Source organism: Gloeobacter violaceus PCC 7421 (assembly GCF_000011385.1).
Lineage (GTDB): Bacteria > Cyanobacteriota > Cyanobacteriia > Gloeobacterales > Gloeobacteraceae > Gloeobacter > Gloeobacter violaceus.
This window is the reverse complement of sequence record NC_005125.1, coordinates 171,107-191,980: the sequence shown is the minus strand read 5'-3', so window position 1 is coordinate 191,980 and position 20,874 is coordinate 171,107. Positions and strand designations below refer to the sequence as shown.

Sequence of the window (20,874 nt, the reverse complement as noted above, 5' to 3'; positions counted from 1 at the left end):
CATGAATGGTCATTGGGTGAGCTCCCCACTCAAGCACACCCGGTGCACGCAACGGAGCCGCCTGGATTCTAAAGCGCCTTTCCGTTGCTGTAGAAGCAGCCGTTCGGCTGAAAACCTGGCTGGGCAGCCGTTTTTACCCTGACCTCCGACACCTGAAAGCTGCTCTAAACTCCTTCAATTGGATATTTAGCTGCTTTCCAGGCTGTCAGTCCCCCTACCAGTTCAGCGATATGCTCATACCCTGCACCACGCAACCTGGATGCGGCCTCTGCCGTTTGTTCATCCGTCTCACCATAAACATAGATGTCACGGACTTGTTCGAGGCTGTCGTTAGCACGCTCAATCAGTTCGCCCATGGGCATTGCAATAGCTCCTGCAATGTGCCTGGTGTTGAATGCATTTTTATCTCTGACATCAACAATGGTCAGAGCAGGTTCGCCCCAATCCAACCGTTTCTTCAAGGCGCTAACATTGGATCTATCCTGAATGGCTTCAGGAGTAGGAATGAACCGAAATAGCTTAGCCATATTTCACCGACTTGGTAGAGATTATGCTCTGAACGCTGTGCTGCTAAGTCAATAATCCTGAAAACAATGAAGCATTCTTCCTGAAACCCAAGCGACTCAAGGATTGGTCTCATAAAACCTTCAGCTTTTCTAAGGTCACTTACAGACGTAATTGTCAATAAGTAAGTGCTCTTGATTGAAGCGAAGTTTCGGCCCGGGAGCACCCTGTACCATTTGGGCTCTAGCGGAAAAAACTCGATTGTTTTGGGCTCTTGCTTATATTTCACACTGTAACGCATCTGGAAGCTTGGATGTAAACTTCGTCACTCGTTAAAGCCGAGACAGCATTTTAGCAATAGATTCGCAAGAGTTCCGTTTATGTCGCAAAAAATAAAAACACTATCTGCGGTGTTTTACGTGGAGCTTTTTCGCCTACTTGTAGCGCTTTTAGGAATTTTTGCGACAGAAGTCACATGAGTCTTCCCTGCCAGAAATCCCTCCACCTCGGAAATTGATGATCTCTAAGGAGTGATGGCAGTTGCCCCTGCGGTGGAGTATGCTGGCGGTAAGTTAAAAAATCTTCACATTCGAGGTTTCGTTCCATGGACTCCAATAAGAGTGTTGAGAACAATGGTCAAGACCGTAATGCTTTTGTCTTCGGTCTATCTCCTCAAGCTGAAATTTGGAACGGACGATTGGCTATGCTGGTAGCTACCTACGTCCTACTGAAAGACGTGCTGCACCTGTTCTAAACTCCCCGTGCTAGGATCTCAGGAACACTTCACTGGCCTCGGCGAATCGACAAGGTGAAGTGCAGCAGTTGAGTTCTGCGCTAATGCGCGCAAAGACGCATACCCCCCACAAAATAAAGCGGACGCAGGCTGCGATATTCGTCACGACTGCAGGAACCGCCACGAGCGTACCTTCTTCAAGATGCTGATGCAGTGCACTTGTCTTGCTGTGGAGATCGCGCACCCGTAGATTTGACGGTGCCAACCCGAAATAGTTCTTTGGATCTATGCCTTGGTTAAAGGCAGGCTCAAGTCCATGTTTACCACGAGGGGACGATGTTGATGACCGTATTTTCTTCTGCACCTGAACTTGCCCTTCTCGGATCAACCTTTGCCCAGGTCGATCCTTCAAACTTATCGGTCTCAGATTCGCTGACCTATGGTCAGTTCAATCTGGTTTACAACGCTTTCTCGTTTGCCATCGCGGCAATGTTCGCATCTGCCCTCTTCTTCTTCAGCGCTCAGGCACTCGTCGGTCAACGATACCGGTTGGCCTTGCTTGTTTCAGCAATTGTTGTGAGTATCGCTGGGTACCACTACTTTCGGATCTTCAATAGTTGGGATGCTGCCTACGTTCTGGAGAATGGCGTGTATTCCCTGACTAGCGAAAAATTCAACGACGCCTACCGCTATGTGGATTGGCTGTTGACCGTGCCTCTGTTGCTGGTGGAGACAGTGGCAGTGCTGACGTTGCCTGCAAAGGAGGCAAGACCCTTGCTGATCAAACTGACGGTGGCTTCAGTTCTGATGATTGCCACGGGCTACCCCGGCGAGATTTCTGACGACATTACGACTCGCATCATCTGGGGTACGGTCAGCACGATTCCCTTCGCCTACATCCTCTATGTGTTGTGGGTCGAACTGTCCAGGTCCCTTGTCCGCCAGCCCGCTGCTGTACAAACCCTGGTCCGCAACATGCGGTGGCTGCTGTTGCTCTCCTGGGGTGTTTACCCGATCGCATACCTTCTACCCATGCTTGGAGTATCCGGTACGTCCGCGGCTGTCGGCGTTCAGGTTGGCTATACGATCGCAGACGTGCTGGCGAAGCCTGTATTTGGTCTTCTAGTCTTCGCGATTGCACTCGTGAAAACAAAAGCAGATCAAGAAAGCAGTGAACCACATGCCGCAATAGGTGCTGCTGCAAATAAATCGGGAGGCAGTCTTATCTCCTAGAAGGAAGCGGTAGCTTGGACTGCTACCTCGAAGAGGTGAAGCAAGGAGAACTGTCCCAGGGCATCTCCTTGCTTCACCTCTTTTTTTTGGCTTCGACTGCTTAGCACGTTGCCCGCGGACGAGAATTGTTGCTCTACCTCCATGAACATCACCCATTTGTGCAACGCCAGAAACTTGGTAGTCTATTGCATCTTGCTCTGGCGTTGCTGCCATTGGGGCGTTGAGGTATTTCGAGGTATTTTTACCGGTTTCGATGATCCGAGCGGCGGGATTCGAACCCGCACTGGAAGGATTTTAAGTCCTCTGTCTCTGCCGTTGGACTACGCTCGGTTAGGTATTCATATAAGCCGCACAGTCTGTACTGTTCGGCTTTGACATTATCTCCCGTCGCCACACATTTTGCCTGCCGGTGCGTGTGCCGACCTATCGCCCAATCCATGGCCATGTACCCCCCGTTTCCTCAAAGTCCGGCGTGTCTGGCCAACACAGAAGAAGATCGCTCCCAGGGTGGAAAGTCCGGCGACTCCTCGCGTTGTAGAACTAGATGCTGTGACTTCACCCAAAGCGAGTGTCATGCCGCAGTACTTTGGCAAGTTACCCACCAACGGTGCTCCCTGGTCTGTTCTCGCCAACGTGTGCGACCTGGAGCGCGACGGGCGGGGGATTACCGTCGATTGTGGTGGACCGAAGTTGCGCGTCGGCGTGCTGGCTCCCAATCTGGTCCGCGTGCGCCTGACGCCGACGGGCGCATTTTTTCCGCAGCGCTCCTGGGCGGCAAGTAAGGAGGACAGCGCGTGGCCCGAAACAGAATTTTCAATGCACCAGCGCGCAGGGAGTATCGAGATTGCCACCGAGCACCTGCGGGTGGTCGTAGAAAGTGAGCCTTGCCGCATTGCCTGCTACGACCGCCAGGAGCGCCCCTTTGCCTGTGATAGTGCGCCTGCGATGGGCTGGCATACCGGTGCGGTTGCCGCGTGGAAAGCGATCGAAGCCGGAGAGCACTTCTACGGCTTCGGCGAGCGCACCGGCCTACTCGATAAACTCTCCCAGCGCAAAACCAACTGGACAAGCGACGCCCTCGACTACGGCTCGCTCACCGACGCGATGTACCAGGCGATCCCGTTTTATATCGCGCTGCGGCCGGGGCTGGCCTATGGCGTCTACTTCAACACCACTTTTCACAGCCACTTCGATCTGGGCGGCGACGAGCCGGGGCGGTTGCGTCTGGAGACCCAGGGTCCAGAGCTGGATTATTACCTCATCTACGGTCCCACCCCGGCCGAGGTGCTGGCCACCTACACCGAACTGACCGGAAAAATGGAATTGCCGCCCATCTGGGCCTTGGGCTATCACCAGTGCCGCTGGAGCTACGGCAGCGAAGCCGAGGTGCGCGAGCTGGCCTATGAATTTCGCAGCCGCCGGATCCCCTGCGACGTCATTCACCTGGATATCGACTATATGCGCGGCTACCGCGTCTTTACCTGGAGCCCGAAACGCTTTGCAGATCCGTCCGGTCTGATCGCGGATCTGGCGGATCAGGGCTTTCGAACCGTCGCCATCGTCGATCCGGGTGTGAAGTACGAACTGGATGCGGGCTACGCCGTCTTCGAGGAGGGCCTGCAAAAAGACTATTTCGTGCGCCAGGCGGACGGACGGCTCTTTCACGGGTACGTCTGGCCCGACAAGGCCGTCTTTCCGGATTTTATGCGCGCCGAGGTGCGCGCGTGGTGGGGCAGTTGGCACAAACAGCTCACCGAAATGGGCGTCGCCGGCATCTGGAACGATATGAACGAACCGGCCATCGACGATCGCCCCTTCGGCGACAGCGGCAACAAAATCAGCTTTCCCCTCGATGCGCCCCAGGGCGATCTCGCCGAGCGCACCACCCACGCCGAGACCCACAACCTCTACGGACAGATGATGGTGCGCGCCTGCCGCGAGGCGATGGCGCGCCTGCGGCCTGCCGAGCGTTCTTTTGTGCTCACCCGGGCGGGCTTCGCCGGGGTGCAGCGCCACGCCGCAGTCTGGATGGGGGACAACCAGTCGCAGTGGGAGCATCTGGAGATGTCGCTGCCGATGCTCCTCAACATGGGCCTGTCGGGGGTAGCCTTCGTGGGGGCCGACATCGGCGGCTTTGCCGAGAACGCGACGGCGGAACTGTTTACCCGCTGGATGCAGGTGGGCATCCTCTATCCGCTGATGCGCGCCCACTCGGCCCTCGGCACCGCCCGCCACGAACCCTGGGTCTTTGGCGAGCGGGTCGAAAATATCTGCCGCGAGTACATCGAACTGCGCTACCGGTTATTGCCCTATCTCTATTCGCTGTTTTGGCGCGCATCAACGGCAGGGGAGCCCGTCCTGAGACCACTTCTCTACCACTATCCCGACGACGAGCGCACCTACCATCTGCACGATCAGGTCATGCTCGGTCCTGCACTGATGGCCGCCCCGGTGCTGCGGCCCGGGGTCGATTGCCGGGCGGTCTACCTGCCAGGGGGCACCTGGTACGACTGGTGGAGCGGCAAAGGCCATACGGGGCCTGGCTGGATCCTCGCCCCGGCCTCCCTCGAACGGCTGCCGCTTTTTGTACGGGCGGGGGCCGCCATCCCGATGGCACCGGTGAGGCAACACACCGGCGACTGGCCACCCACCGGCCTGATCTGGCGCGTCTTTCCCGGCCATGGTACCGGCACACTCTACGAGGACGACGGACACAGCTTTGCCTACCGGAAGCACCAGTGGACGCTCACCACCGTCCGAGTCGAGGGCACCCGCGTCACCTTCGACGAACGCCACGGCGACCACCCCAGGCCCGACCGCGACGTCCAAGTCGAACTGGTCGGCCGGGGAACACAGTCGTTTCACGACGATGGTTCGGCGCGGCAATTGCAATTTGATCCATAACTCAAAAAAGTGCTCTGTGAACAGTTTGCCCAACGATGATCCGACTAGCTGGACATTGACGATGGAGAAACTTCGAATCAGACGGATCAATCCTCGTTGGTCTGGGGGCTGTCGGGGCTGTCGAGTTGCACAAGTTTGATGTGTTTGCGGCCGATCTGAATTTCAAACTCCGTGCCGGGCTCCAATCCCATTTGCCGCGTGTAGGCAGTACCGATGAGCAAGTTGCCGTTTTGCTGAACCTGGATGCGATAACTTGCTTTGCGTCCGCCGCGTACCCCTTCGCCCTCTTCGTGGCGCGGGATGAGAGAGATATTGTTTGCTTGCAAGATTGCACTTTGAAAGGCGAGCATTTTGACCCGCTTTTGTCCCGACTTGGTGGTGGTCGTGTATCCGGCAAGTTCGGCAAGCTGCTTGGCACTTTTGCCTTGATTTTCTTTGATCAACTTCAGTAAATCTCTGCCTTGAAGTGGTGCCATCTTTACTCCGCTGTCGGTTGTACAAATTAATCTGAAGCATAGTACAACAGTTCTACCCGATGCAAACTGATCGCTGCATCACAATTTGAATCGTGGCTTTAATAACCCCAGGCTGCAGTGGTGAACCGCCGCCGCCGCCCCATCAGCACGAACACCACAATCGCCGCCACCAGCGCGGCGAGCACCGGCACAAAGATCGCCAAAGCCGACATCAGTACCGATCCCAACAGTTCAACAGTAGATTGCACCGGATTGGCCAGCCCACCGGTTTCGACCGAACTGGCATCGCGCACAAGGCTGGTGGCTCCGGGCACCGATGCTCTTGGTATTATCGACCCATGACTTTTAGCGCCGTCCAGTCCGAAATCCGGCCCGTGCAGTGGAATGGGCACACCTGCGTGCTCATCGATCAAACGGTCCTGCCAGGGATCTACCGCACCATCGAAATTCGCACCAGCGATCAGATGGCCACCGCCATCCGCACGATGATCGTGCGCGGGGCGCCCGCCATCGGGGTGGCCGCCGCCTTCGGCATGGTGCTGGGTTGGCAAGAAGCACCCCAGGGCGATCCGATCACCCACCTGGAGCGGGTGGCCGCCACCCTGCGCGCCACCCGGCCCACCGCCGTCAATTTGTTCTGGGCTATCGACCGGATGCTCACCGTCGCACGCCGGGATCCGAGCTTCGCGCGCCTGGAGCGCGAGGCGACGGCCATCCTCGAAGGGGACATCGCCACCTGCCGCGCCATCGGTGAGCACGGCCTTCTGGCCCTGCCCGCCGCCCCCGAGCGGTTGCGCCTGCTCACCCACTGCAACGCCGGAGCGCTCGCCACCGCCGGTTACGGCACCGCCCTCGGGGTGGTGCGCTCCGCCCACCGCGCCGACAGACTCGAGCGCGTCTATGCCGACGAGACCCGTCCGCGCCTGCAGGGGGCGCGCCTCACCGCCTGGGAACTGGTGCACGAGCGCATCCCGGTCACGGTCCTGGCCGACACGATGGCCGCCCACGTCATCGGCCGGGGGCTGGTGGACGCGGTGGTGGTGGGGGCCGACCGGATCGCCGCCAACGGCGACACCGCCAACAAGATCGGCACTTGCGGCGTGGCGATTATCGCCAGGCACTACGGTGTGCCCTTCTTTGTAGCCGCCCCCTGGTCGACGGTGGACTTGAATCTGTCGAGCGGAGAACAGATCCCGATCGAACAGCGCGACAGCGAAGAGATGCGCGCCATCGAAGGCGTGGCCCTCTGCCCGCAGGGCGTCGAATTTTATAATCCCGCCTTCGACGTCACCCCGGCCTCTCTCGTCACCGGGATCATCGTCGAGAGCGGCGTCTACGCACCCGGCGAACTCGCGGCGGCCGGACAGGTCCGACTTGGGCGCTAGGGGGCAGTGCCCTGGACTTTCCGCGGCGGGTAAGCGGTAATACTTACCCGGGCAACGGCCAATTCGGGCGCTTTGCGCGCGTCGGTGCACATTTCGTTATATTTGATGGGAGCACAGCAGAGCAAAGCATGAATCTGAGCGATCTTTCCCACCCGAACCAGCTGCGCGATCTTTCTGTCTCTCAACTCGGCCGACTGGCCCAGCAAATTCGCGACAAGCACCTGCAGACGGTGGCGGCGACGGGTGGTCACCTCGGCCCCGGCCTGGGGGTGGTCGAATTGACCCTGGCTCTCTACAAGACGCTCGATCTCGACCGCGACCGGGTGGTATGGGACGTGGGCCACCAGGCTTACCCCCATAAGATGCTCACCGGGCGCTACGCGAACTTTCATACCCTGCGCCAAAAAGACGGCCTCGCCGGCTACCTCAAGCGCGCCGAGAGCCCCTTCGACTGCTGGGGGGCGGGTCACGCCTCCACGAGCATCTCAGCAGCTTTGGGAATGGCCCTGGCGCGGGACTTCCAGGGGCTCAACCGCAAAGTCGTGGCGATCATCGGCGACGGGGCGCTCACCGGCGGCATGGCCCTCGAAGCTCTCAACCACGCCGGGCATCTGAGCAAGACCAACCTGATGGTTATCCTCAACGACAACGAAATGTCCATTTCCGAAAACGTCGGGGGGCTGTCGCTCTATCTCAACCGGCTGCGCACCGACCCGGCCCTGCGCCAGATCCGCAGCAACCTCGAGACGCAACTGCGCAACATTCCGCTGGTCGGTCCCACGTTCAGCCCCGAATTCGAGCGCTTCAAAGACACCGTCAAGTACATGACCATGACCCGCTCGAAGGCGGGGGTCATCTTCGAAGAACTGGGCTTTACCTACCTGGGTCCCATCGACGGCCACAACCTGGGCGATTTGATCGAAACCTTTGAATTTGCCCATTCGCTGCCGGGGCCGGTCTTCTTGCACGCGATCACCGTCAAGGGCAAGGGCTACGAGGTGGCCGAGCAAAACCAGATCAAGTACCACGCCCAGAGTGCTTTTGATCTGGCCACCGGCAAGGCCAAACCGGCCAGCAAACCGACCCCGCCCGCCTACACATCGGTTTTCGCCCAGACCCTGGTAAAACTTGCCGAGCAAAACGAAAAGATTGTGGGCATCACCGCCGCGATGCCCACCGGCACCGGTCTCGACAAATTCAAAGAGCGCTTTGCCGATCGTTACTTCGATGTGGGCATTGCCGAGCAGCACGCCGTGACGATGGCGGCCGGCCTGGCTGCCGACGGGATGCGTCCGGTGGCGGCCATCTACTCGACGTTCCTGCAGCGCGCCTTCGATCAGATCATCCACGACGTGGCGATTCAGGATCTGCCGGTCTTCTTCTGCCTCGACCGCGCCGGAGTGGTGGGCGAGGACGGCCCCACCCACCACGGCGTCTTCGACCTGGCCTACCTGCGCCAGATTCCTGGTCTGGTGGTGATGGCCCCCAAGGACGAGGCCGAATTGCAGCGGATGATGGTGACCGGCATTCAGTACACCAAGGGCCCGATCGCCGTGCGCTACCCACGCGGATCGGGCTCCGGCGCGCCGTTGATGGCCGAGGGCTGGGATCCGGTACCGATAGGTAAAGCCGAGGTGCTGCGCAGCGGCGACGACTTGCTCATCGTGGCTATCGGCACGATGGTTCACCCGTCGCTGCAGGCGGCGGCGCTGCTGAGCGAACACGGCATCGACGCGACGGTGGTCAACGCCCGCTTCGCCAAGCCCCTCGACACCGAATTGCTGTTGCCTTTGGCCCGCCGCATCGGCCGGGTGGTAACGGTCGAAGAAGGCTGCCGCATGGGCGGCTTCGGCTCGGCGGTGCTCGAAGCGCTCATGGACGGCGGGATTGCCGTGCCGACCCTCAGAATCGGCATCGACGACAAATTTGTCACCCACGCCGGCCGCTCGCAACTCCTCGACCTGCTGGGATTGACCCCGAGCGGCATTGCCAAAACGATCCGCGAAAGCCTGTCCACCGAACCGGTAAGCGCCCCGCGCGCCTGAGCAAGCTCCCCTGCGACTGAGCGCCATCGGCGAGCGTCTGGCGGCCCAGCCCGGCTGAAGAGCTGACAGAAGGGCACTGTCTGATTTCAACCGTGCCGCTTCACCCGGGTTCGGTATCACACGGGCGTGCGAGCCGCCTCCGGGTGCAGTGCCGCAAAGATCGCCTGGCAATCGCGCACCAGTTGGGCGAACATCTCCGGGGAGATTGCCTGTTGGGCGTCGCTAATCGAGCGATCCGGATCGGGGTGCACTTCGACCAGCAGCCCATCGGCACCGCAGGCGACGGCAGCCCGGGCCATCGGCAGCACCAGTTCGCGTCGCCCCGTGCCGTGGCTCGGGTCCACCACCACCGGCAGGTGGGTGAGCGTCTTGAGGGCGGGCACCGCCGAGAGATCGAGGGTATTGCGGGTGTGGGTCTCGAAGGTGCGGATGCCCCGCTCGCAAAGGATCACATTCGGGTTGCCCGCCGAGAGGATGTACTCGGCGGCAAGCAAAAATTCCGTCAGGGTCGCGGACATGCCCCGCTTGAGCAATACCGGCTTGTCGGTGCGCCCCACCGCCAGGAGCAAATCGTAATTTTGCATGTTGCGGGTGCCGATCTGCAGCACGTCCGCGCGCGCGGCCACCTTCTCGACCAGCGCCGGGGTCATCACCTCGGTAACTACCGGCAACCCCGCCGCCGCCCCGGCTTCAGCCAGATAGTCGAGGCCCGCTTCGCCCAGACCGCGAAACTGGTAGGGCGAAGTGCGCGGCTTGAAAGCCCCGGCCCGCAGCATCGAGGCGCCGCCCGCCTTCACCAGCCGGGCGGTGTGCACAATGTGCTCGCGGCTTTCGACCGAACAGGGACCGGCCACGAAGGTGAGGCCACTGCCCACGGTGATGCCGGGGGCAATCTTGATCGCCGTGGCCGGTAGACCGCTCTGGCGGCTCGCGAGTTTGTGGGGCGTGCTCACCCGCACCACCCGGTCCACCCCGCCCAGGCTGCTGAAATCTCCCGGCGAGACGGATTCATCGAAACCGATGATGCTGATTGTCGCCTGCTGCACACCGTAGCAGGGGTGACCCGCCAGACCCATTTCGTTGGCGCGCTGACACACGGCCGCGATGTCGGCCTCGGTGGCTTCCGGACGCATAATGACGATCATTCCGCCTCACTCAAATAGATACAAAAGATACACAACACCGGTACTCATAATACACAATGCCCATCCCAAAAGGGGGTTTAAGCATCCCTGGGGACTCACCCACCCAAAAAGTTAAACTGGAAAGACAGCCCCAAGCCAAGCGATGCTTACCATCCAACGTCCCGCCATCGATCCCCGCCTGGATCTGTTTGCTGAGATCGAGCGGCTCAAGCGCGAGTTGAACGCGGTCATCCTGGCGCACTACTACCAAGATCCCGACATCCAGGATGTGGCCGACTACATCGGCGACTCGCTCGGCCTCTCGCGCCAGGCCGCCGCCACCGACGCCCGGGTAATCGTCTTCGCGGGTGTGCACTTCATGGCCGAGACCGCCAAGATTCTCAACCCCACCAAACAGGTGCTTCTGCCGGATCTGGCCGCCGGTTGCTCGCTTTCTGACAACTGCCCGTCCGACCGGTTCGCCGAATTTCTGCGGGCCTACCCGGGCCACATCGTCATCTCCTATATCAACTGCTCGGCGGCGGTCAAGGCACTCAGCGACATCATCTGCACCTCGGCCAACGCCGTGGCCATCGTCAATCAGATCCCCAAAGACCAGCCGATTGTCTTTGCCCCCGACCGCAACCTGGGCCGCTATGTGATGGCGCAGAGCGGGCGGGAGATGGTGCTGTGGCCGGGGACGTGCATCGTGCACGAGACTTTTTCGGAGCGCAAGCTGATCGCCCTCAAGGTGCGCCACCCCGACGCCGAGGTGATCGCCCACCCCGAGTGCGAACCGGCGGTGCTGCGCCACGCCGATTTTGTCGGTTCGACCACCGCTCTACTCAAGTACGCGGGCACCAGCGATAGGCGGGCCTTCATCGTGGTCACCGAGGCGGGCATCTTGCACCAGATGCAAAAAGCCCACCCCGACAAACTGTTCATCCCAGCGCCGCCCGAGGCCGATTGCGCCTGCAACGAGTGCCCGTTCATGCGCCTCAACACCCTTGAGAAGCTCTACCTGTGCATGCGCGACCGCACCCCCGAGGTCACCCTCGACGAAGCCACCCGCCTGCGCGCCCTCACGCCCATCGAGCGGATGCTCGCGATGAGCCCGAAGTAACGCTCAACCGGTCCAGCGGCGCAAGATGTCCAGGTAACTGAGCGCCACCAGGGTATCTGACACTTCGAGTGCGTCGCGGGCGCCAACGACGGCGTTCGCCGCTTCGTCCGTCTCGTCGGCTCCCTCGATGCCCACACTTTGCAGCGGCTGCGGTGTCAGGATATCCGCAAGTTCGACACTCGCTTGCATTCCGTTACCGAGCCAGGTGTGAACGGTTCGTCTTTTTTTGACCTCGACGATCCGTACCCCCTCTGCCTGCTGGAGCCACTGCCACAAAGTCGCCTGCTCCACCGGGCCATTGGCCGTCGGCAAAACAACGCCCAGCACCGCTGCCAGTTCGCGCACCGCCTCTGGAGGAACCGGAAATCGGTAATCCTCGCGCGGATCTTCAAGCCACAACTGCAAAGGGCCGTTGACGCCCACCGGACGCTTGAATTTGAGGCTGCCCTCGCCAAAAGTGCGAAATTTGACGTTCGCCGTGCACTGTGGAGTCCACAGGTAGCTGTCCGTTTCCTCGCGAACGCCGGGCTGGGCGGTAGGCAGTGCTTCGATGCGCTCGCGCACCGCCGGATCCAATGGTCCGAATCCGCGCCATTCCCAGTGCAATCCGTAGGCCATCGCTATTATTTCTGCACTGGCGAAAGTACCGCCAGCGCTTCGTGGAGCAGAGCCCGGCTGCAGACAGAGATGAAGTTGCCGCCGAAGACGACGTCGTCCTCTTTGCCCTCCAGGGTGGCCGCCACACCGCCCGCTTCGCGCACACAGGGCACCAAGGCGGCGGTGTCCCAGGGATTCATCAGGGTATCGACCGCCAGATGCAGCCGCCCCCGGCAGACCAGGGCGTGCTGCACGCAATCGCCCACGAAACGAAACTTCTTGGTGGTGTTGATGAGGGCCGCGAGCCGGTAAGGGGTCTGAGCGGCCTGGTGTTGGATGTCCGAGCAGTGGGCACCGGTTGCCGAAGCGAAGGCCGCTTGCAACTCCACCTCCGGGGCTGCGCGTACCCGCACGGCCCGCCCGCCGCTGTAGGCGAACCAGCAGCCCAACCCCCGGCCCGCATAGACGGTCTCGCCCATCGCCGGCATGTGGATCACCCCGACTACCGGTTGACTGTCCTCCAATAGGGCAATGAGCGTACCGAACATCGGTAGGCCGAGCACAAAGGAAGTGGTGCCGTCGATGGGATCAATGACCCACTGCTCGCCGCTGACGGGCCTTGCCTCCCCCCCGAATTCCTCACCGAGGATTTTGGCCCCCGGATACGCCCCGGCGATGCGTTCGCGAATCACGCGCTCAGCCGAACGATCCGCCGCAGTCACCTCCGAGCCGTCGCCTTTGTATTCGGCAACCGCCGTGCGAAAGTGCGGCATGATCGCCTCCTCGGCAACCCGCGCCAACTCCAGGGCAAAATCCAACTGCTCGCGGCGCCTTTCGTGTTGCCCCATCTGCTTCTCCTCTGAATCGAATCCACTCCCGCTTCACCGTCTACACCCACCGGGCAGCCCGTCGCCCAGAAACCGCAAATGACAAATGACAGATATTGAAATTTGTCATAGCCTGTGAGAACCTGGGCGTATAGCCATCTATTTCAGGATACGAGCCATGGAACAGCGGCAATTGGGCAAAGGGGGACCGCGCGTATCAGCCCTCGGCCTCGGGTGCATGGGGATGTCGGATTTTTACGGCAAAGCCGACGAACAGGAGAGCATCGCCACAGTCCACCAGGCCCTCGACGCGGGGATCACCCTGTTCAACACCGGCGATTTTTACGGCATGGGGCACAACGAAATGTTGTTGCGCGAGGCGCTTGCAGACCGACGCGAGCAGGTGTTTCTCTCGGTCAAATTTGGTGCCCAGCGCGCCCCGGATGGGACGTTTCTCGGTTTTGACGCCCGCCCGGCGGCGGTGAAGACGGCTCTCGCCTACACCCTGCGCCGGCTGGGGACGGACCATGTCGATCTCTACCAGCCCGCGCGCATCGACCCGGCCGTGCCCATCGAGGAGACAGTCGGCGCCATCGCCGAAATGGTCCAGGCAGGCTACGTCCGCTACATCGGCCTGTCGGAGGCGTCCGCTGCCACAGTGCGCCGTGCCCACGCCGTCCATCCGATTGCGGCGCTGGAGATCGAGTACTCGCTGCTCACCCGCGACATCGAAGCTGAGGTGCTTCCGACCGTGCGCGCACTGGGCATCGGGCTGGTGGCCTACGGGGTGCTCTCGCGGGGGTTACTGAGCGATCGGGCCACCGGCACGTTCGCGGCGGACGATTTTCGGGCGCACCTGCCGCGCTTTGCGGGGGAAAATCTGCAGAACAACCTCGCCCTGGTCGAAGCGCTGCGGGCGCTGGCGGCCGAAAAAGGCGTGGGGGTGGCACAGCTGGCGATCGCCTGGGTACTGGCGCGCGGCGAGGACATCGTACCTCTGGTAGGCGCGCGGCGGCCCGCCCGGCTGAGCGAAGCCCTGGCTGCCGCTCAGGTGCATTTGAGCGCCGAGGATATGGCGCGCATCGAGGCGGCTGTGCCCACCGCCGCTGTGGCCGGGACGCGCTACAGTACGGATCAAATGGCCATGCTGGACAGCTGAGCACCGGATAAGCTTCCGGCAGTGTCCACTGGGCCGCAGCCGCCACTGCAGTGTCCGACACCACCCGCTCCCGCATTCTCGAAGCCGCCGAACTGCTCCTGCGCCGCCACGGTCCGGCCAAGCTCACCGTGACCGACGTGGCTCGCCACCTGGGCATGAGCCACGCCAACGTCTACCGGCATTTTGCGAGCAAAGCCGACTTGCTCGACGCCGTCGCCGAGCGCTGGCTGCACACCGTCTCAGGAGCGCTCGAACCGATCGCCCTGGCCGACGGGCCGGCGGCGGAGCGCCTGGAAGACTGGGCGGTGGGCCTCTGGCAGCAGAAGCGGCGCAAAATCAGCGACGATCCCGAGCACTTTGCGATGTACCACGGCGTGGCCGAGGCGGCGCGCGGCGTCGTCGCCCGCCACGTCGAGACGCTGCTGGGTCAACTGGAGCGCATCCTGGCCGACGGCGCCGCCTCAGAAGAGTTTCAGATGACCGACCCGGCGGCCGCCGCACGGGCGGTCTGGAACGCCACGGTGCGCTTTCACCACCCGCACCTGGTAACGGCAGATCCAGCCTGTGAAGCAGAACTGCGAGCCGTCCTTGCCCTGGTGACAGCCGGGCTGCGCACCGGGGCGCTCTAAGGCGGGTGGAGTTGTGCCGCCGGGGAGCCAACGCTTACGCTGGGTACACTCAACGGACGCAGCGATGAACGAATTTCCCGCCGATGCCGGATTCGCCCGGCCTGCCCTGCCGGGTGACCATGACGACGAGCACCTGCCGGAGCTGGAGGGGGTGGAGGAGTTGTCGCTGGCGATCGGTCGGCTCACCGACCGGCTCGACCATTTCGCCGAAGAACTCGAACGGCGTACCGACGCCTACCGCAACGGGGCTCGCCGCGCCATTCCCGAACCGGAGACCGTCGAGCGCTGGGAAACTTTTATTCTGCGCACGCGCCAGGAATTCGACACTTTAAGCCGGCTGGGCTGGCCGCTGTAGGTGCTTAATTTAATGAACTGGCCAGGATGCGCGCGAGCGTCGTCTCCACTCGCCCGATCGGTCGCCCCCGCCAGGGGGTCTGGTCGCAGCGGCCCCGCAAATAGCGAATCGCCGTGTTGCCCACCGGTGCCCCACTCAAAAGCAAAAACTTGTGGATGGCCGAGGGCTTCGCCGGTTTCGTTTGCAGGCAACCTACCAGGATGGGCAGTCGGAGAGCGTTCATCGCTTACACGCGTTCTGAAAAGTTAATGGTCAGCCTACCCGTTGCGACTTGTCGATCCCGTAGATCGAGTAGAAGTCTTCATATTCCAACGGTAGTGCACCAAGCTCTTGGATGATCGTAGGCTACTTTTTGATTACTTATGCACCATATATAGTGGGCTTCTATAGGAGTTAGGTATACTTGTCGGCACAAGTATCCAGCCAGATCTTTGACGCGTCGCCCTGGGGATCGGTGAAGCGGTGGTCCGGTATTGGGTAGGAGTCTTACTCAATCTTGGCTTCGCGCAGTAGCCCAACCAGCACGCCGCCGCTCACCGCCGCACTCACCAGCGGACGCAGGAAAACGGTGAGCGCCGGGCCAAAATAGCCCAGCGCGAGTACTGCAAGCAGCGTGACGATCGGGCCGATCGCCAGGGCGATCGTGTTGCCCAAAATCCACCAGCCGAACTGGGGAAACTGTTTGCGCACTGCCCACCACTGGGCCACCCCCAGACAGGCGCCGACCACCGTCATCCCCAGGACATTGCTGGGCAAATCCGGTAAGCCCATCCGGTTGAGGGCCAGCCACTCCGTCGTACCGCCCAGGAGCGATCCCAGGGCGGAACCGAGGGCAGTCGCGCGGATCCAAGGGGTGCCGGCTTTGAGATAGCGCCCCAACACCACCGCCTGCGCCAGACCCAGGGCCGCCCCGACCACTAACCCGGCGACGGCGGCTCCCAACACCGAGCCAACCGCTTCACCCAGGGGCCGGGCAATCGCCCCACCCGCGAGTGAGCCCAGCGCATAGGCCAGCACCCACTGCAGCCAGAGGTTCCAACCGACGGTCTGTGCGTTCTTCATCGATACCTATTGTGGGGCCGGAGGCTGACCGAGTATAACAGGGCACAGCGCCGATGCCGGTTTGCAGCCCATGCTCAGGCCGTCTGCAGATGGGTCGACCGGCCGGTGGTTTGCCGATAGTCCTTATCGCTCCAGCAGCGCGGCAGCAATTCGCCCGAAGGAAAGACGAGTTCCGCTTTGCTGAAGACTTCTATCTCCTGCACTTCCTCACCGGCTTGCAACCGACCCGTGACCACGGTTTTGAGTGGATTGAACAGATCATCAATGCTCAATACTTCGACCAGATCACCATCCATTTGAGTTTTTAAAAACATGGCGTCTCCCTCCCTTCAAGCTGAAGGTTTCTTGCTTTCCATACTGGCCAGCGGCAATTTCGTCGGAGAGAAGCCGTAAGATCTATTTACCCAACTACTCCCGTCGCAAACGTGTCCCCAAAAGCTTACGCCGGTGAGTCGGGGTGCTGGTGGTTAAAAAGCCCGGCCAGACGGCTGTCGCCGTCCTCTGAACCGGTCGGCTTGAAACCGCTTACGGGTGAAATCCTGGTTCGCAGCACTTGATCCTGCGAGGCTACAAACGATGAAACCCGCCGATAAGCGGGCTTTGGGCAGTGGGCCGTCAGGGATTCGAACCCTGGACCAAGTGATTAAGAGTCACCTGCTCTACCGCTGAGCTAACGACCCGATCCAGGCTAGCACCTCGATTTGGCTGTCGCCAAGGCTGTTGTCAGTCGAACCGACCCTGGGTTAGCATGAATTCTCACTGAGAGCGCTGTTGCTCTACCCGCCCTCATCGTCTAGAGGCCTAGGACACCGCCCTCTCACGGCGGCGACACCGGTTCGAATCCGGTTGGGGGTATGCAAAACGTTTACCAGGTTCCTGTCAATCCGGGAACGGGGACACCCATGAACCAGGGCTGGACCTACTGCGACCGCATCGGCCCCGAGTCCGCGGGTTTGACGGTGCTCGAATATTACCTGTTGCGCTACCGCCACTCCGGCGACCACGAGTGGCAGGCGCGCATCGAGACCGGACAGGTGCTTCTCGATCACAGGTCCACCAGCTCCACCGAACTTTTGCGCTCCGCCCAGGTGCTCACTTACTGCCGTCCGCCCTGGCAGGAGCCTTCGGTGCCGCTCGATATCGTCATCATCTATGCCGACGAACAGGTGCTGGTGGTGGCCAAGCCCGGCGGGCTGCCGGTGCTGCCGGGGGGCGGCTTTCTGGAGCACACGCTGCTGTGGCAGGTGAGGCGGCGCTTCGCAGGCGAGGAACCGCCTGTACCCATTCATCGCCTGGGCCGGGGCACCTCGGGACTGGTGCTGCTCGCCCGCACCCACTCCAGCCGCGCCGCCCTCAGCGAGCAGATGCGCCGGCAACGCATCGGCAAGCTTTATCGGGCTCTCGCCTCGGGTACCGGGATGCGCGATCGCTTTACGATCCGCCAGCCCATCGGCAAAGTACCCCACCCGCTGCTTGGTACCCTCTGGGCCGCTGCCGCGGACGGCCTTCCCGCCCGCAGCGACTGTGTCGTTCTGCGCCGCCAATGCACGGACAGCCTGCTTGCGGTGGCGATCTCCACCGGCAGGCCGCACCAGATCCGTATTCATCTGGCGGCTGCCGGTTATCCCCTCGTAGGCGATCCGCTCTTCGGCCCCGGTGGCGTTGCCCGCCTCGACAACGACGCTTCGGTGCCCGGCGACGGCGGCTATTTTCTGCACGCCCACCGCCTGTCTTTTTTGCACCCGACTTCCGGCCGCCGACTGGTTCTTGAGTGCCCGCCGCCGCCCGAACTCACCTGAGGGCCACCCCCGGCGGTGCACAAATATTCTAATAACTCAATCCCAGGAAATATCCCTTTCAATGGTTGTTCATTCGTGGTTTGTACGGAACATTGAAGTATACAATCTAACGCTCAAAGTGCCGCGTCGGATGCGCTCAGCATTTAGCGGGCGGTGCAGCGAATCGATGTTGAATTTTATGGCCAGGAGGGTCATCCGATGCTTGCCGCGCAAACCCAACCTAAGTTATTCGTCACCGAATGTGGAGTGGTCCTGTTCACCTATTTGGGGCTGACCAAATTCAAAGATGATCTCTATGATGCCTGGCAGACCGCGGTCGAGTTGATGGACGGTCAGACGGTGCACGGCACGGTCGTGCGGCCCCCCGGAGTGCTGCCGGACCTCGAATGCGCCGACGATCTAGCCCAGCAACTCTGGGAGGAAGACCGCGCCGCCTGACGGCGGGTCGGCCATAGGACTGCGGCGAGCAAATCTCAAGCAAAAAGTGAACAGTTTTCAGTCTGGCTTGCGCCTGCCTGGTACCGGACGATACGGATATCGACCTCAGTGCGAATCACTTCAGGAGACGTAAGTTATGGACAATGCGATGCGCGCGGCTTCCCGCCGGTCTGTGCTTCTTGCCGGTGCGGCCGGAACGTTGAGCCTTATGGCGGGTACGCGGCTTGCTTTCGGTCAGGACAAAGGCGATCTGGCCATTTTGCAGGCGGCCCACGATCTCGAAAGCCAGGCCATCTGGGCCTACGGGGCAGCGGCCGGTAAGCTCTCCAAGACCGATGTGGGTAAAACCGTGCTGGAATTGGCATTGCGCAACCAGGCAGATCACAAAAGCCACCGCGCTGCCCTCGCGGACGCCATCAAGAGCCTCGGCGCCACCCCCGCTCCCGCCAAAGATTCCTACGACCTGTCGGCCTATCTGAAGGCGGGCGAAGGCGGGCTCGATTCCGACGCCAATATCGCCAAGCTGGCCCTGGCCCTCGAAATCGACGCGGCCCTCGCCTACCAGTCGGCTTTCGGCAAGCTTAAGACCCCGGCCTTGCAAGCGGCGGCCAGTTCGATTCTGCCCGCCGAGGCCGGTCACGCCACGGCCATCCGTGCGGTCTTCCACGGCCTGATGCCCACAGTGCAGGAGGTGCCCGCCGCCTTCTTGAGCGCCCAGACCCGCAAAGACTGGATCTTGAAGGTGTAGCCCCCGATGTTTCGACCGTTGCCGACTCTGGCACTGGTACTGGCGGCGGTGCCCGCGGCGGTCCTGGCCGCCCCGGCGCCGCCCCCTGCCACCGTGATTGCCATCGAATCGTTCCAGTTCACCCCCGAAGCTGTCGTGATTCCCAAAGGCAGTCGGGTGACTTTCCTCAACAAAGATGCCGCCCCTCACACCGCCACCCCAGAGGAGGATGGAGCAAAATTTGCCGGGACAGGCAGACTGCTTGCCGGTGAGAGCAAGACGCTGACTTTCCCCGACAAGGGCGTGTACAACTACTTCTGTGAGTTTCACACGACTATGAAGGGGCGAGTCACTGTTCGATAGGGTCATGTGTTCTCCGGTTCCTCAAGCCAATCGGGGGCAAGAAATGACCGCCTCAGTTGAGCGAATATGGGGTTGAGTGAACCAGGCACATCCAAAATTGTCTCACTGTCGCCCAGCCGGACGACACTGGCCACGATACGTGTGCCATCCGGCCAGACCAGACCTTTCGGGAAATCCTGTGGCAATCAGCCGACATTGATTTTGGCTCGCAGCAGAGGTTTGCCGTTGGGCTCGATAAATCCCGGATTGGCCAAAAGCCGCTCGGCGGCTTCGAGAAGCTCGGGTTTATCTTGGGCGATAGCAGGGCCACCCGGTACTCGCGCTGTCGTGGAGATCACGAAGGCCGTCCCAAAAATCAGAATGTAGCCAGTGCTTTTCACAGCCATCTAACTGCCGCAAACGGCGATGCCCTTGCCGGTGGTGCGCCCCATCTAACCGGCTTCCGAGCGTAACGGCAGTTGCTGGCGGAAGGCATCGATGTCCATAGCATCAAGGACAGCGATGCCAAGCCGAGCCAATGCGTCCACGTCAGTGATGGCTTGCAAGGCTGTCAGCACATCCTCCGGCATCGGGCCAAATTTATGTTCCAGTTGGTGCTGCAAGAATTGCAGCCTGGCGCGCCGGTCTGCCTCTCGTACGAGTTCTTGGGTCAACTCCTGAAACAGCGGCGTCTCTTGCAACAAGCTCAGCATCGACTTTGTCCTGAAAAATGCTTGAACAATCCTTCTGTCTTTGAGCGATGCAAGCAGGCCCGTGACAGCCAGCACCTCGTTTCGCTCCTGGCCCGATTCTATCTCTGACTCGATAAGCGCGGTGCAACGCTCCAGCAGGCTCGACACATCCTCCCCACGCATCAACGGCACAAGCGGCATCAACCCCACCAGGCCGGAGGCAAGTAGCAGTTCGGGATCTTGTTCCCATAGCCGGATCACGTCGTACTCCACCCGCACCCGGCCCTGCTCGAAGCGGTCGGGCACCTGCCGGGCCGCCTCACTATCCTTGAGCAGGATTAGCACCTGATCAGGGACCTGGCCGTAACGGTTGAGCACGAACAGGGCGTAGGTAGCCATACGAACGGGCATTTCCTCGCTCAGGTCACCTTTTTTGACCAGGGTCTGGAACTCAATATGCAAGTGCGATTCGTTCAGTCGAAATGGGATAGCGATATCTCAAGGATGACTGGCAAGAAGTGAAAGGAGGTTCATACTCCAAACACACCTTGACAACTGATTCATCATGAGAGTGAAAGTCTCTCCCCGCAGGTACAGTGGTGACAGCATCATCCCTACGGTAGCGACTGGCCATCAATCCGTAAAGCGGGATGAAAAGGCGATATCTAATAGCCCTAGCTTGGAAACTCGCCCAGCAAGAATCCACGGGTAGCGAAAGCA

23 protein-coding genes and 3 tRNA genes are annotated in these 20,874 nt (G+C 61.0%); 13 read left to right on the top strand and 13 right to left on the bottom strand.

The genetic code is table 11. From position 1 onward, the window contains the following. Positions 1-164: 164 nt before the first annotated feature. The gene (locus tag GLL_RS01045; RefSeq protein WP_011140204.1) at positions 165-527 is read right to left on the bottom strand and encodes a rhodanese-like domain-containing protein; all 363 of its coding nucleotides are present in this window, start codon (positions 525-527) and stop codon (positions 165-167) included. Positions 528-1,573: 1,046 nt separating this feature from the next. Here GLL_RS01045 and GLL_RS01040 point away from each other — a divergent pair. Beyond that, a complete protein-coding gene (locus GLL_RS01040; protein ID WP_011140202.1) occupies positions 1,574-2,470 on the top strand; it encodes a bacteriorhodopsin-like in 897 nt (298 codons plus the stop codon). Between the two features lie 257 nt (positions 2,471-2,727). Here GLL_RS01040 and GLL_RS01035 read toward each other — a convergent pair. Then, a tRNA-Leu gene (locus GLL_RS01035) sits at positions 2,728-2,800 on the bottom strand. A gap of 243 nt (positions 2,801-3,043) precedes the next feature. Between GLL_RS01035 and GLL_RS01030 the strand changes: the two genes are divergently transcribed. Then, positions 3,044-5,374 (top strand): glycoside hydrolase family 31 protein, encoded by a 2,331-nt coding sequence (locus GLL_RS01030; protein ID WP_011140201.1) that lies wholly within the window; start codon positions 3,044-3,046, stop codon positions 5,372-5,374. Positions 5,375-5,460: 86 nt separating this feature from the next. Here GLL_RS01030 and GLL_RS01025 read toward each other — a convergent pair whose 3' ends face one another. Continuing rightward, on the bottom strand, positions 5,461-5,850 hold the full coding sequence (locus GLL_RS01025; RefSeq protein WP_011140200.1) for an AbrB family transcriptional regulator: 390 nt from the start codon (positions 5,848-5,850) through the stop codon (positions 5,461-5,463). Between the two features lie 98 nt (positions 5,851-5,948). Then, positions 5,949-6,164 carry a DUF4126 domain-containing protein gene (locus tag GLL_RS01020; RefSeq protein WP_269446167.1) on the bottom strand — a complete coding sequence of 72 codons (216 nt, stop codon included), beginning with the start codon at positions 6,162-6,164 and terminating at the stop codon, positions 5,949-5,951. 24 nt (positions 6,165-6,188) lie between these two features. Between GLL_RS01020 and mtnA the strand changes: the two genes are divergently transcribed. Both mtnA and dxs read left to right on the top strand, forming a co-directional pair. Beyond that, positions 6,189-7,235: an S-methyl-5-thioribose-1-phosphate isomerase gene (gene mtnA / locus GLL_RS01015; protein ID WP_011140199.1), complete on the top strand. Its 1,047-nt coding sequence runs from the start codon at positions 6,189-6,191 to the stop codon at positions 7,233-7,235. 128 nt (positions 7,236-7,363) lie between these two features. Further along, entirely contained in the window at positions 7,364-9,280 is a 1,917-nt protein-coding gene (gene dxs / locus GLL_RS01010) for a 1-deoxy-D-xylulose-5-phosphate synthase (protein WP_011140198.1), read from the top strand. Between the two features lie 116 nt (positions 9,281-9,396). Here the strand turns inward: dxs and aroF are convergent, their stop codons facing one another. After that, entirely contained in the window at positions 9,397-10,425 is a 1,029-nt protein-coding gene (gene aroF, locus GLL_RS01005; RefSeq protein ID WP_011140197.1) for a 3-deoxy-7-phosphoheptulonate synthase, read from the bottom strand. 142 nt (positions 10,426-10,567) lie between these two features. On the opposite strand from aroF, the gene nadA reads away from it, so the two are divergent. Further along, positions 10,568-11,527: a quinolinate synthase NadA gene (nadA, locus tag GLL_RS01000; RefSeq protein WP_011140196.1), complete on the top strand. Its 960-nt coding sequence runs from the start codon at positions 10,568-10,570 to the stop codon at positions 11,525-11,527. A gap of 3 nt (positions 11,528-11,530) precedes the next feature. Here nadA and GLL_RS00995 read toward each other — a convergent pair whose 3' ends face one another. Next, entirely contained in the window at positions 11,531-12,145 is a 615-nt protein-coding gene (locus GLL_RS00995; RefSeq protein WP_011140195.1) for a hypothetical protein, read from the bottom strand. 5 nt (positions 12,146-12,150) lie between these two features. Continuing rightward, positions 12,151-12,972, bottom strand: coding sequence for an inositol monophosphatase family protein (locus GLL_RS00990; protein WP_011140194.1), 822 nt, complete (start codon positions 12,970-12,972; stop codon positions 12,151-12,153). 157 nt (positions 12,973-13,129) lie between these two features. Between GLL_RS00990 and GLL_RS00985 the strand changes: the two genes are divergently transcribed. From GLL_RS00985 to GLL_RS00975, 3 genes are all read left to right on the top strand, one after another. Then, on the top strand, positions 13,130-14,110 hold the full coding sequence (locus GLL_RS00985; RefSeq protein ID WP_011140193.1) for an aldo/keto reductase: 981 nt from the start codon (positions 13,130-13,132) through the stop codon (positions 14,108-14,110). Positions 14,111-14,160: 50 nt separating this feature from the next. After that, the gene (locus GLL_RS00980) at positions 14,161-14,739 is read left to right on the top strand and encodes a TetR family transcriptional regulator (RefSeq protein ID WP_011140192.1); all 579 of its coding nucleotides are present in this window, start codon (positions 14,161-14,163) and stop codon (positions 14,737-14,739) included. A gap of 64 nt (positions 14,740-14,803) precedes the next feature. Next, positions 14,804-15,094 (top strand): hypothetical protein, encoded by a 291-nt coding sequence (locus GLL_RS00975; protein WP_164928450.1) that lies wholly within the window; start codon positions 14,804-14,806, stop codon positions 15,092-15,094. Between the two features lie 4 nt (positions 15,095-15,098). Here GLL_RS00975 and GLL_RS00970 read toward each other — a convergent pair whose 3' ends face one another. From GLL_RS00970 to GLL_RS00955, 4 genes are all read right to left on the bottom strand, one after another. Further along, positions 15,099-15,317, bottom strand: coding sequence for a hypothetical protein (locus GLL_RS00970; protein ID WP_011140190.1), 219 nt, complete (start codon positions 15,315-15,317; stop codon positions 15,099-15,101). 263 nt (positions 15,318-15,580) lie between these two features. Beyond that, a complete protein-coding gene (locus tag GLL_RS00965) occupies positions 15,581-16,156 on the bottom strand; it encodes a hypothetical protein (RefSeq protein WP_011140189.1) in 576 nt (191 codons plus the stop codon). 74 nt (positions 16,157-16,230) lie between these two features. After that, positions 16,231-16,470, bottom strand: a complete 240-nt coding sequence (locus tag GLL_RS00960) for a hypothetical protein (RefSeq protein WP_011140188.1) — start codon at positions 16,468-16,470, stop codon at positions 16,231-16,233. Between the two features lie 294 nt (positions 16,471-16,764). Then, positions 16,765-16,836, bottom strand: a tRNA-Lys gene (locus GLL_RS00955). A gap of 102 nt (positions 16,837-16,938) precedes the next feature. Between GLL_RS00955 and GLL_RS00950 the strand changes: the two genes are divergently transcribed. The 5 genes from GLL_RS00950 to GLL_RS00930 all read left to right on the top strand — a co-directional run bounded on the left by GLL_RS00950 (position 16,939) and on the right by GLL_RS00930 (position 19,483). Then, positions 16,939-17,011, top strand: a tRNA-Glu gene (locus tag GLL_RS00950). 47 nt (positions 17,012-17,058) lie between these two features. Further along, a complete protein-coding gene (locus GLL_RS00945) occupies positions 17,059-17,955 on the top strand; it encodes a pseudouridine synthase (RefSeq protein WP_164928449.1) in 897 nt (298 codons plus the stop codon). A 198-nt stretch (positions 17,956-18,153) separates the two neighbouring features. Further along, positions 18,154-18,393 (top strand): hypothetical protein, encoded by a 240-nt coding sequence (locus tag GLL_RS00940; RefSeq protein ID WP_164928448.1) that lies wholly within the window; start codon positions 18,154-18,156, stop codon positions 18,391-18,393. 136 nt (positions 18,394-18,529) lie between these two features. Continuing rightward, positions 18,530-19,141 carry a DUF4439 domain-containing protein gene (locus GLL_RS00935; protein WP_011140185.1) on the top strand — a complete coding sequence of 204 codons (612 nt, stop codon included), beginning with the start codon at positions 18,530-18,532 and terminating at the stop codon, positions 19,139-19,141. A gap of 6 nt (positions 19,142-19,147) precedes the next feature. Then, positions 19,148-19,483, top strand: a complete 336-nt coding sequence (locus GLL_RS00930) for a cupredoxin domain-containing protein (RefSeq protein WP_011140184.1) — start codon at positions 19,148-19,150, stop codon at positions 19,481-19,483. Positions 19,484-19,668: 185 nt separating this feature from the next. On the opposite strand, the gene GLL_RS00925 is transcribed toward GLL_RS00930, so the two are convergent. Then, positions 19,669-19,821: a hypothetical protein gene (locus GLL_RS00925; RefSeq protein WP_164928447.1), complete on the bottom strand. Its 153-nt coding sequence runs from the start codon at positions 19,819-19,821 to the stop codon at positions 19,669-19,671. Positions 19,822-19,914: 93 nt separating this feature from the next. Beyond that, on the bottom strand, positions 19,915-20,616 hold the full coding sequence (locus GLL_RS00920) for an Rpn family recombination-promoting nuclease/putative transposase (RefSeq protein WP_193345477.1): 702 nt from the start codon (positions 20,614-20,616) through the stop codon (positions 19,915-19,917). Between the last annotated feature and the right edge of the window lie 258 nt (positions 20,617-20,874).